At 40.5% G+C, this 12,570-nt stretch carries 8 protein-coding genes; 5 read left to right on the top strand and 3 right to left on the bottom strand.

From position 1 onward, the window contains the following. Window positions 1–348 precede the first annotated feature (348 nt). Window positions 349–870 carry a cob(I)yrinic acid a,c-diamide adenosyltransferase gene (locus MSVAZ_RS03095; RefSeq protein ID WP_048117924.1) on the bottom strand — a complete coding sequence of 174 codons (522 nt, stop codon included), beginning with the start codon at window positions 868–870 and terminating at the stop codon, window positions 349–351. An 809-nt stretch (window positions 871–1,679) separates the two neighbouring features. Here MSVAZ_RS03095 and MSVAZ_RS03090 point away from each other — a divergent pair. Both MSVAZ_RS03090 and MSVAZ_RS20710 read left to right on the top strand, forming a co-directional pair. Next, window positions 1,680–2,381 (top strand): putative Ig domain-containing protein, encoded by a 702-nt coding sequence (locus tag MSVAZ_RS03090; RefSeq protein ID WP_048117921.1) that lies wholly within the window; start codon window positions 1,680–1,682, stop codon window positions 2,379–2,381. Window positions 2,382–2,758: 377 nt separating this feature from the next. After that, window positions 2,759–5,362: a tetratricopeptide repeat protein gene (locus MSVAZ_RS20710; protein ID WP_052727861.1), complete on the top strand. Its 2,604-nt coding sequence runs from the start codon at window positions 2,759–2,761 to the stop codon at window positions 5,360–5,362. A gap of 81 nt (window positions 5,363–5,443) precedes the next feature. Here MSVAZ_RS20710 and MSVAZ_RS03080 read toward each other — a convergent pair whose 3' ends face one another. Then, a complete protein-coding gene (locus MSVAZ_RS03080) occupies window positions 5,444–5,983 on the bottom strand; it encodes a MogA/MoaB family molybdenum cofactor biosynthesis protein (protein WP_048117918.1) in 540 nt (179 codons plus the stop codon). Window positions 5,984–6,265: 282 nt separating this feature from the next. Continuing rightward, entirely contained in the window at window positions 6,266–7,447 is a 1,182-nt protein-coding gene (locus tag MSVAZ_RS03075; RefSeq protein ID WP_048117915.1) for a glycosyltransferase family 4 protein, read from the bottom strand. 520 nt (window positions 7,448–7,967) lie between these two features. On the opposite strand from MSVAZ_RS03075, the gene MSVAZ_RS03070 reads away from it, so the two are divergent. From MSVAZ_RS03070 to MSVAZ_RS03060, 3 genes are all read left to right on the top strand, one after another. After that, on the top strand, window positions 7,968–9,947 hold the full coding sequence (locus MSVAZ_RS03070; RefSeq protein ID WP_048117912.1) for an amylo-alpha-1,6-glucosidase: 1,980 nt from the start codon (window positions 7,968–7,970) through the stop codon (window positions 9,945–9,947). A gap of 547 nt (window positions 9,948–10,494) precedes the next feature. Continuing rightward, window positions 10,495–11,631: a DUF1786 domain-containing protein gene (locus tag MSVAZ_RS03065; protein ID WP_048117909.1), complete on the top strand. Its 1,137-nt coding sequence runs from the start codon at window positions 10,495–10,497 to the stop codon at window positions 11,629–11,631. 400 nt (window positions 11,632–12,031) lie between these two features. Further along, window positions 12,032–12,553, top strand: coding sequence for a 50S ribosomal protein L16 (locus tag MSVAZ_RS03060; protein ID WP_048117907.1), 522 nt, complete (start codon window positions 12,032–12,034; stop codon window positions 12,551–12,553). Window positions 12,554–12,570: the final 17 nt, after the last annotated feature.

The following is a 12,570-nucleotide window of genomic DNA, read 5'->3' as shown; positions in this document are numbered from 1 at the left end:
ATTATAAAAAAGTCTTCCACTGTTACATAGTTAATATTTCCATAATTATTTTCCACGATTGCAGGACTTATACGCTTCAGAACTTATACGCTTCAGAACTTATACGCTTCAGAACTTATACGCTTCAGAACATACACGCTTCAGAACATACACGCTTCAGAACTTACTCGCTTCAGAACTTACACGCTTGAACTGAAAATCAATAACATTAAACCTTTAACTGCCTAACTCGCAAGTTTGATAACAACGTGTAATTCTCCTACATCATTCTCCTATATCATTCTCCTATATCATTCTCGAATATACACCCGATGAAACGTATATTTTGGGGAAAATATAGTTTAGAAGTTAATATTCAAGCCCTTCCCTTGCCGGGAAGTTTTTCTCGAAAGGGTGCTTTATAAGCCTCATCTCCGTTACCAGGTCTGCTCTTTCTATCAGTTTTCCAGGAGCCCTCCTCCCTGTCAGGACAACTGTAGTTTCTTCCGGTATATCATCCAGCAGTTTGAGGAGATCTTCGGTTTTCACAATGCCAAAGTGGGCTGCAAGATTTATCTCGTCCAGTATCAGGAGCCTGGGCTTCCTTTTCAGGGCTTTTTTTGCAAATTCGAGGCCCTTTCTCGCCAGTTCATAATCCAGAGGCACGGGATTCTTGAAGTCTATGAAATCTTCCCTTCCAAACTGGTAGATCTCGTATTCCGGAGCTAGCCTGTCCTTTATTTTGTACTCACCTATGTACTTCCTGCCCTTCATGAACTGGATTATTATTACACTGTACCCGTGGCCTACAGCCCTGAGAGCCAGTCCAAAGGCGTTTGTGGTCTTTCCTTCTCCTTCCCCCGTGTAAAGATAAACCAGGCCTTTAACCAATTTAACCCCTCAGAAAGTGTACTTTCTCCCCAAAAAAAGAGTGTAGTTGCAGGAATATGTTATTTTTGTATCAGGGTCTCCATAACCCATAAAAAATTAGTTTTTCTCCATAAAAGGGCTTTTGGTTGTCCATTTTTACATAGTTGACATTGCCATGATTAAAAATTCAGTATGACAAATGATTGCGTTTTTGTGCAAGGAATACAAATCAGTTCCAGTTTCATTGAGGTCCGGAACAATGGATATATAAAAAGACTGAAAGCCTTACATTAGATAAATTATCCGCTTTACTGATCTGTGATCCTGTTCAATAATATAATTCAAGTACTTGATTTGCCGAAAGCCTACTTTTTATGAAATATTTAGTCATTTTTCGTTGTATATAATGAATAAATATAAGTATTTGAGCGATATAGATGATATTTGTTACTGTTGTTTTGTTTTTTATTAAGAGCATTATTGGTAAAAGATCAACAAAATAGTAGGCGGATAATATAGTATCAACTGAATAAAAAGAGCCACAATATTTTCAGACACGAATCTTAATTTTCTAAAAATTCTTCTAGTACTGCATTCGGAAGCGATTCTGAAATATGTGTTCACAAAACTTAACTTTTTAATATATCCGAAGATCAATGATTTTTCCAGAATAAGGAACTAATTTTGGAATCGAAACCCCATAATGAAGATTTAGATTCGAGCGTTGAGGAAATATCGCAATGCTAGAAACCTCAATTATGAGCGCGGACATCATAAACCGAAAATTTGTGTTATAAATTGTGTTATACGTGATGTATAGGAGTGGTTAAATGAAGACTAAGTTGAATAGACCGTTTTTCTTTGCAATACTAATGTGTTTCATGTTGATGACAACAGGAATTACCTCAGCTTCTGTTGACCATCCTCCAGTACTTAATCCTATAGGCAGTAAAACAGTTTATGAAGGGAAAACGTTAAGCTTTACTCTCACAGCAAAAGACCCTGATGGCGATAAAGTAACATACTCTGCTACAGGTCTACCACGTGGAGCCAGGTTGGTTGCGAGCACTGGCAAGTTTACCTGGACACCTGCCGTTGGTCAGAAGGGAAACTATATTGTAACATTCAGCGCGAAAGCCAAAGGTCTAAAAGACTCTGAGAAAGTAAAAATAACAGTATTAGCTGAGAATCCAAAAATAAAAATTACTTCCGTGTCACGTTATGGAACCTCAGGATACGCTTCAGGCACAGTTAAAGGTGTAAGTAATTCAGCCTATAGGGTTGCTGTCTTTATATACGTTCCAAATTTAGGATGGTGGAATAAACCCACCTGGGCTCAACCATTAACAACAATTAACTGCAATGGTAAATGGAAGTGCGATATAGATACGGGCGGAAGAGATGTATACGCAACAAAAGTCGCTGCATTCCTTGTCCCAAAGAACTATAAACCACCTGAACTTCATGGATCCTCGAGTCTACCATCTGAGCTTTACAAAAAAGCGGTTGCTCATCACGAAGTCTCTAGATAAATATTAAGGCTCTTCGTTGTTTTGTGTGGAGATCTTCATAACGTCCTCATAAAAACCAATGCGGTCTTGAATTGAAAATCATTTTATCCATAAAGAATGGCGAAGAGCCAATATTAAAAATTACAGACTAAATCTTCTTTGTTACGAGTTCAGGGATATTAAAGAATAAATTCAAGTTTTCACCTGGATTTCCGCAGATGTCCTTTCAATTCCCATAATTATTTCTGCTATCTTTTTTTCTGAATGTTGATGGGCTTCATGTATTGGATTTTTGAAATTAATTGAAAGATTTCAGTACTGTAATATAGGACGAGTTGAATAATAGTTCAACAGGTCGGAAGCTTAGTTGATCGGAAAACTGGCCTGTGGAGATATACATGCCCATCGGTCCTACAACGTACTTTGGGAAAGAGAGAGTATTTGTTGATAGGGAAGCCTGCATTCAGACTTTCAGAGAAAATATCCAGAATTCGGGAAATCTAGAATATAACGTACTATTTTATCACGGAATTGCCGGAATCGGGAAAAGCAAGCTGCAGAAAGAATTGCAAAAGATACTGGATGAAGAGTATCCCGAAATATTCTGGGCAGCTATTGATCTGAACACAAAAACTTATAGAGAAGTCGGAACTTTTTTAATCGCCCTGAGAAACAAGATTCAGGAGAAATACAAAGCTAAGTTTTACCTTTTCAACATTGCTCATGCCATATACTGGAAAAAACTACACCCTGAAATTCCCCTGCTAGAAGAGAACTATCCTGTGATTAAAGAAGGAAAATTTTTCAGTAAAATAATAGATGTCCTTAATGAATTTGGGCCTACAAGATTGATCTGGGATATTATAAATAATGCACCAGACAACATAAAGAGATATTATAAAGAACAAGCCATAGACATCAATAAACTTGTTTCTATGGAAGCCCCTGAAATAGAAAAATTATTGCCTGGCTTTTTTGCTGCAGATTTTACAAGTTATTTAGGTACGAATTCAAAAGCTTACATATTTATTGACACTTACGAAGCTCTCTGGGATGGTCTGAGAGAGAAAGGCGGTTTTCATGAAAAAGATGAGTGGATAAGGGAAAACCTGATCCCAAACATGAAAGGAGTTTCATGGGTAATCTGTGGAAGGGATGAATTATTATGGGTTCCCGATTGTGATGAAGACTGGAAAATGTATCTGGAACAACATCCGGTAGATGAACTTCCAGAGAAATATTGTCAAGAATTTTTAGAAGATTGTGGTATTGAAAATAAGGACATTCGGAATATAATTATTAAAGCCAGTGAAGGAGTTCCATACTACCTTAACCTGTCTGTTGATACCTATGAAAAAATTAGAAAGAACAGGCAGCCAGTCTCTGAGGACTTCGGAAAGACGCAGAAAGAGATATTCAATACATTCGTGAAATACCTGAATGATAATGAAATTCGAGCCCTCAAAGTGCTTTCAGTACCCAATTCCTGGGACAGAGCCCTTTTCGAAATATTGATGAAAAAGTTTGATTCAGGATATCCTGCTGGCGCATTTTCAGAACTGATTAAGTTTTCCTTTATCAAAAAAGATACCGATGGAAAATGTTCTGTTCACCAGCTGATGAGAAAAAGCCTTAAGGAATTCCATGATCCCACAGATAGAAAGAATATCCATAAGTATTTACTTGATTTTTACAGCAAAAAGCTAGAAAATATTGATATCAAGGCAATCACTCCAGAACACGAAACCGCCCTTACCGAAGCCTTCTACCATGCAAAAGAATCATTGGAAGCAGAAGAATTATGCGAATGGTTTATTTCTGTATCTGATCCGTTTTATAGAGCAGCATTCTGGCAATTGATTTCTCCCTTTTATGAGGAAATTCTTCAGATACTCGAAGTAAATGTCAGCCCTGAGCATTTGCTCGTTGGAGTTACTTTGAATTATCTCGGTATACTTTATACAAATATGGGAGAATACGAAAAAGCACTCCCACTTTATCAAAGGGCACTGGACATTCGTGAAAAGGTGCTCGGGCCGCAACACCCAGATGTTGCAACAACACTAAACAATCTCGCAGGACTCTATCGTCAGATGGGAGAATACGAAAAAGCACTCCCACTTTATCAAAGGGATCTAGAGATCAGTGAAAAGGTGCTCGGGCCGCAACACCCAGATGTTGCAACAACACTAAACAATCTCGCAGGACTCTATCGTCAGATGGGAGAATACGAAAAAGCACTCCCACTTTATCAAAGGGCACTGGAAATAATTGAAAAGGTGCTCGGGCCGCAACACCCAGATGTTGCAACAACACTAAACAATCTCGCAGGACTCTATCGTCAGATGGGAGAATACGAAAAAGCACTCCCACTTTATCAAAGGGCACTGGAAATAATTGAAAAGGTGCTCGGGCCGCAACACCCAGATGTTGCAACAACACTAAACAATCTCGCAGGACTCTATGAAAGTATGGGAGAATACGAAAAAGCACTCCCACTTTATCAAAGGGCACTGGACATTCGTGAAAAGGTGCTCGGGCCGCAACACCCATCTGTTGCAACAACACTAAACAATCTCGCAGGACTCTATGAAAGTATGGGAGAATACGAAAAAGCACTCCCACTTTATCAAAGGGATCTAGAGATCAGTGAAAAGGTGCTCGGGCCGCAACACCCATCTGTTGCAACAACACTAAACAATCTCGCAGGACTCTATGAAAGTATGGGAGAATACGAAAAAGCACTCCCACTTTATCAAAGGGCACTGGACATTCGTGAAAAGGTGCTCGGGCCGCAACACCCATCTGTTGCAACAACACTAAACAATCTCGCAGGACTCTATGAAAGTATGGGAGAATACGAAAAAGCACTCCCACTTTATCAAAGGGCACTGGAAATAATTGAAAAGAAGTTGGGACCGAAGCATCCCAATACAGTAACAATAAAAAACAATTATAATTTGCTTCTTTCAAAGATGAGTGAAGGAGATGAAGAAAAATGATTTTTGAAAGTACGATTTGGATTATTACTTCTCCACGCGATATCTCGTATAAGAAGCCCGTTTACTAAAACATGTAGAGGTTTATTCCTTTACATGCCTGACAATGTGCCCAGCTTCAGGAATTATAATCTCAGAAATTGCCAGTTTCACAGCATTTGGCGACCCCGGGAGACAGAATACCGCTTTTCCTTTAATCACGCCTGCTACAGCTCTGGTAAGGATTACCGACGTTCCTATGTCTTCAATGCTTTTGTACCTGAAAAGTTCCCCAAAGCCTGAGATTTCTTTTTCAAAAAGTGGGGTAACAGACTCAATTGTAATGTCTTTTGGTGCAAGCCCTGTGCCTCCGCTAGTAATTATAATATCTGCGGGGCTGTCAAGAGCAGCAAGAACTGCATCTGTAATTGAGGTTTTTTTGTCGGAAACCAGCCTGTAGAAAGAAATTTTATGGCCGGCCGCTTCGAGAAGATCTTTCATATTTTTGCCTGAAATGTCATCGGCATCTTCAGGTGAGGCGGGATTTCCGTATTTTTCATATCTTGAGGTCGAAATTGTGATTAAGGCAAAAGAAAAGAATTTTTTTGCTTCTTTTTTATGAATTTCCGGTGTAGATTCTTTCATGAAAACCACCTATAGTCACGAGTCTAAACAATGCAACTAATCAAGGAGATATAAAGTATTTTTTGTTGCAGCAATTAAAGGCATGACTATAACAGGGACTTGTAAAATCTTCGGAGGCTGAACAGCTATATAGGTTCAATTTGGCTGGGGTAAATTATAATTTCCCGAAGATTTTACAGAACCAGAATAGCATTTCTATGGAGCTGTTTATTCAGTAGCTATAAGTTGTTTATTCTTATTCTTTCAGGTGAAATTTTATTCGGTGAGATTCTTCTGCTGTTTTCACATACTTTTATGATAAGGCTTTTTTTCAATTACTTTTTCATATACTTCAAGGGTCTTTTCAGCTATTCTTTTCCAGTTATATTTCTTTTTGAGAACATCATGCCCTTTTTTCCCCATTCTGTTACGGCCAAGCCCCTCAAGGACGTAGTTGAGTCCCCAGGCAATAGAAGAGGGCTCTTTATAAGCAACAACACCTGTCTTGAAATTCTCCACAAGAGCTACTGCATCGCTTGCAACTACCGGTTTTTTTGCATCCCAGGCTTCAAGAACAACGATTCCAAAGGGCTCGTTCCGGCTGGGCACGCATACAAGGTCGCAGGCGTTAAACCAGTCTATTACGGTGTTATCCGGGGCATACCCAAGGAAATTGCACGAGTTCCCGATGCCAAGTTTCTGAGCCTGGTATTCACAATGAGAGCGCATTCCCCCATCTCCGATAAGTACAAATCGGGCATCCCTTTTTTTCAGGACTCTTGCCGCAGCTTCGACTAGGAGGTCAGGGCCTTTCTGATATGCCATCCTTCCCGTGAAAAGCACAACCGGAAGGAAAGGGTTAATGCCATAGTGCCTCTTCACGTCTCCGGGGTCAATATTTCTTTTTATCTTTCCCACGTTTATGCCGTTAGGAATTTTCCAGATTTTATAATCGGGAATTTTGTAAATTTGCTTGATTTCTTCCTTCAATATTGGCGAGGTCACAATCACGTCAGAGGATTCGTACCCTCCGAGCCACTCTCTGTGAGATATTTCCTTTGTCTCCCACCAGTCTCCGTAACAATTTCCATTACGTCCCCATTCAGTACTGTGGAAGGTCAACACAAAGGGCAGCCCAAACTGAGCTTTTATCCTGCAGAGAACATTTACCGGATGCCAGTCATGCCCGTGAAGGATGTCAAACTCACCTGCTTTTTCTCTTACTTCCAGGAACCGGTAGTACATAGCATCACACATCCGGTCCATCTGTTCAACAATTCCCCCATTTTGGTCACAGGCGACTCTGTGATAATGGACGCCGTTGATTATTTCATTATCGTCTCCACGGCCTCGCGTAAAGAGATGGACCTCATGTCCCTCTGCTGCAAGAGCCTCAGAGAGTTCGGATACATGGGGAGAAATTCCTCCTATACGTATTGAGTACAAACTTTCCCAGGAAAACATCCCTATTCTAATCATTTTCATAGACCCACTACTCATTTTTGAAAAATTAAGGAAATAAGTATCAAAGAATTCAGGCTTTCCATTGCCTGTTATGTGTTAATAATATAGTTCAAAATTTATAATATTTTCCATAAAAATATAAAGGAGCTTAAGGTCAAGGTTATGGGTCAAGGTTATAGGTCAAGGTAATTTGTCATACGGTAGCCAGAATCAGAATATTAAGAATATCTTAATAAGAAAAAGATTTCAAGTCGTTGTATCCTGAAATAATTTCGCAGAATAATTTCACAGAATAATTTCACAGAATAATTTCACAGAATAATTTCACAGAATAATTTCACAGAATAATTTCACAGAATAATTTCACAGAATAATTTCGCAGATCCAAAACCATTTGGAAGTTCAATACACGATACAACAGCAGACCGCGCGAAAAGTATAGAATTCACAGGTACATAAAAATGAATTAATTGTTTACAGCAACGCATTACTTTTTTTCAAACACACAGATATTTAATGACTCGACTCAAATTAAGTATACATGAGTGGGATCAGGCTTGGGGCAGATTTTCTTTCTACATATGACGAAGGAATAAAAAAAGAATGGATTATAGGAAATGGTCTTGGAGGATTTGCTTCCTCTACAGTAATTAACGCAAGAACAAGGACTTATCACGGACTGCTTGTCGCAGCTCCACAGAATTATCCAGGTAGATATTTGCTACTTTCGTCCCTTGATGAGGAAATTTCTACCAGCGAAGAAACCTATAAACTTGCAACCCATAAATATCCAGGCATTATTTCTCCTACGGGTTTTAATTATCTTTCAGAATTCTTTCAAAACCCATTTCCTACCTGGGTTTACCATCCCGGCGATTTAACCGTAAAGAAAACCGTCTTCATGGTGCGCAACAGTAACACAACCTGTGTTCTCTATGATATAGAATCCAGAAGAGAGGAAGCTTTACTAAGAATTATTCCTCTAGTAAGTTCAAGAGACTTTAATATCACTGCCCGCGCCGGATACCTTTCCTTTACCCAGGAAGCTACTCCTGCTGGAGTGGAACTGGCAAGCTCTAATGGTTTTACTTTCTCGCTTTCATCCGACCTCCAGTATCATCCTGATCCCACATGGTACTATAACTTAGAGTATGACGCTGAGAAGGAAAGAGGGCTTAACTCGGAAGAAGACAACTTCAGTCCGGGTTATTTTGAAAGCGAGATCGGATTGGGAAATTTCCGTTTTTTTGTTGCTGCTTCAACAAGAGATATTTCTTCTCTTAATCTCAAGCAAGTTGATAAACTCCGTACCAGGGAAGCAAATCGGCAGAACCTTCTTGTCCTTGATTCGAAACTTATTGATCCTTTTGCTCTTAAACTTACCAGGGCGACTGATACTTTCGTAGTGAGAAGCCATATTTCAGATGAGGATACGGTAATTGCAGGGTATCACTGGTATTCTGACTGGGGAAGGGATACCATGATCTCTCTGCCTGGCTTGCTTTTAGTTCCTTATCGTTTCGAGGAAGCAAGAACCATTCTCAATTATTTTGCCAGGTACTGTCGGAGAGGCTTAATCCCTAACACTTTCCCGGCTTTCGGAGGGGAACCAATTTACAATACAGTGGATGCTCCTCTCTGGTTTATTCATTCCCTTAGCCGCTATTTTGCATATACAAACGATTTCCTTTTCCTCTCGGATATATGGGACACAGTAGTTAACATTATAGATCATTATTTTACAGGCACAGATTTTGGAATCGGCATGGATTCAGATTATCTCATCCAGCATGGACCCCAGCTAACCTGGATGGATGCAAAAATCGGAGAATGGGCAGTGACCCCAAGAGCAGGTAAAGCCTGTGAGATAAATGCTCTCTGGTATAACGCCCTGAAAACCGCTTCTTACCTTGGCACGCTTCTCGGTGAAGAGGTTTCTCCATACGAAACTCTTGCAACCGGTGTTGTCTCGAGTTTTGAGAACACTTTCTGGAACCCTGAAACCAACTGTCTCTTTGACCTCGTATATAAGGATGAAACAGGAAACGAGGTTAAAGACCCTGCTATCCGACCTAATCAGATCTTTGCCGTATCTCTACCTTATACCATGCTCCCCCCTGATAAAGAAAAAGCAGTTGTGGACAGAGTTGAAAAAGACCTTTTGACCCCCTTTGGCCTCAGGACTCTCTCGAAAGACCACCCCTTATATAAAGGACAATATCATGGAGATGCCTTAACCAGAGATACAGCCTACCACAATGGGACCGCCTGGCCCTGGCTTCTTGGAGCTTATGTGAAAGCCTACAGGAAAGTCAATAATTATTCGGAAGATAGCGTGGAGAATATGCGGACTCTTCTCAAGGGCTTTGATATTCAGCTTGAAACAGCAGGCATCGGTTCCATTTCTGAAGTATTTGACGGCGACTATCCACACTCCCCCGGAGGTTGTATCGCCCAGGCCTGGAGCGTCGCGGAAATTTTGCGGGCATATGTAGAGGATGTACTTGGGATTAAACCTTGAAAACGGGGTTGTGTGTATAGCCTTTACTTTTGATAGTCAAAAAACAGTGAAAACTTGCATAAAAGCACTCCTAATTATATAATTCAGGAAATTATGATTTTGGTTCGGCACTTGACTGTTGACTTCTGACCAACTAGTGCATCGATTCCAAAGTATGTCCGAAATGAATTTTTTGAAAACCACTGAAAGCACGGAAGACACGGAAATCAGTAGTAAAGACGTGTTTCTTCCGTGCTTTCCGTGTTTTCCGTGGTTGTAATATCCAGATTGAATCACTATGCGACAGACTGCGTTTTCCGTGTTACAAAATTCCATGTGACTTGAAAATAATATTTGAGTCGTAAGCCGTAATTATTTCCTTATTATGTACTTATTTGAGAATCGATGCACTAAGCATCTGAGCTAACTCAGTATCCTGATTAACTCAGTATTCTGACCAATTTCATATAGGGTTCTGCTCTCCAGTGACCTGCTTACTCCCACTTATTTGCTTATATTTCCCACCTGTTTGCTTATATTTTAATAATTTATTAGCCAATGCACAGGTATGCTTATACTTGCAGCGGATGTAGGAACAGGTACGCAGGATATTCTACTCTTCAATTCAGAAAAAGAAGTGGAAAACAGCCTGCTTATGGTCATGCCCGCTCCCACTCAGATTATTGCGAAAAAGGTACGGAAAGCGACCAAAAAAGGAAAGACAATAGTATTTACCGGAAACATAATGGGAGGAGGCCCTTCTACGTTTGCTATCAGGGCTCATCTAAAGGCAGGTTTTTCGGTGTATGCTACTGAACAGGCTGGTCTGACTATCAATGATAATATTGAAAAAGTGAAGGCTTTCGGGATTCAAATCATTTCCGAAGCGGAAGCAAAAAAACTTGCATCTGAAGAGAATGCACAGGAAATTGTTATGCAGGATTTCGATCCGGTATCGACTTCGACTGCGCTTTCTGCCTTTGAGGTTCAGATGCCTGCAAATTTTGCCGTGGCAGTACAGGATCATGGGAATGCTCCTGAGAAGAGCAACAGGATCTACCGTTTTGAACTGCTTCGAGAACTCATTGATAAGGGAGGAGAACTTGAGAACTTCGTCTACAGGCCCGAGGAAATTCCTGAGGCTTTTACCCGTATGAAAGCCCAGGCAGATTATCTTCTCAAAGCTGCAGGGAACCGGAAAACCAAAGCCGTTTTCATGGATACCGGACCAGCAGCCATCTTTGGAGCACTTACTGATCCTGCGGCTGTACAGCCATCTGTTGTGGTTAACATTGGAAACGGTCATACTCTGGGAGCGCTTGTGAATGAAAACAGGATCATGGCCGTTTTTGAGCATCACACTTTCCTCATGGACCCTGAAAAACTCCAGGAATACATCATAAAGCTTGCCGACGGAAAACTCGGTTTTGACGAAGTTTTCGAAGACGGAGGGCATGGAGCATATAGAAGGGAAACTCCGGGCTTTGAACAAATTGGGTTTGAGCAGGTTAGATCTATATTAGTTACGGGTCCAAAAAGAGAAATTCTTGAAAAGCTTTCTGAATCCGAAATCAGGAAGGAGATATCAAACAAACTGCATTTTGCCGCACCTTTCGGGAGTATGATGCTTTCAGGCTGTTTTGGGCTACTTGCAGGATTTCTGGAGAAGTACCCTGAACCATCAATAAACCTTATAAACCACTAAGTAGTTAGGGAGTAAGTCGCTTAAGCCCAGGATATACAAATTTTCAGGGGTTATGAAAATTTAATTCCGAATCCCTATCAGGGAGCCAGGAAAATACAGTAGCTGCTTGCTGAAGTCCACCAGGGCAGGTTTACAGATAAATGTAAATACAGGCAGGTATCTCTATATGCACATATCTCATACTGAATCGTTTGCTAGATGGTTTTTCACGAACTTACTGCAAACATTTATATGCGGAAAGGAACCGAAAAGGAATCCGTAACAACAAGCTTTAGCGAAATTAAATTAAACTAATCAGGCTAAATCAAGTTAAATTAAGCAAGCTGAACTAAGCTAAATTAAGTTAACTAAGTTAAATCAAGCTAAATTAAACTCATTATCTTTCAGGAGAATCAAGCTTATGGTACGAAAGCCAGGAAGTATGTACAGAAACGTGAGGCAGCGCTCATTTACCAGAAGAAAATATATGGGCGGTGTTCCAGGCAGCCAGATTATTCACTATGATATGGGAGACAAAGCAAACACCTCCTTCCCGATTAAAGTCTCCCTGCTTGTAGAAGAAAAATGTCAGATAAGGCACGTTGCTCTTGAAGCAGCCCGTATTACAGCAAACAGGCACCTGACTGAAGATACAGGGAAGATGGGCTATTACATGAAGCTCCGTGTCTATCCCCACGAAGTCCTCAGGGAAAACAAGCAGGCAACCGGCGCGGGTGCTGACCGTGTATCCAGTGGAATGCGCAGGGCTTTTGGAAAGAACGTAGGTACTGCAGCAAGAGTAAACCCATTCCAGAAGATCTTCACAGTTGCTGTTGAAAAGCAGAACTTTGCAGCCGCAAAGAAAGCTCTCTGGCACGCAGGACAGAAGCTGCCAACTCCCTGTAGAGTCGTTATCGATGAAGGGGCAGAACTGGTACAGTAACCAGTTAAACCGTTAAC

Origin of the sequence: Methanosarcina vacuolata Z-761, from assembly GCF_000969905.1 — an archaeon.
Taxonomy (GTDB): domain Archaea; phylum Halobacteriota; class Methanosarcinia; order Methanosarcinales; family Methanosarcinaceae; genus Methanosarcina; species Methanosarcina vacuolata.
This window is presented reverse-complemented; position numbering and strand designations above follow the sequence as displayed.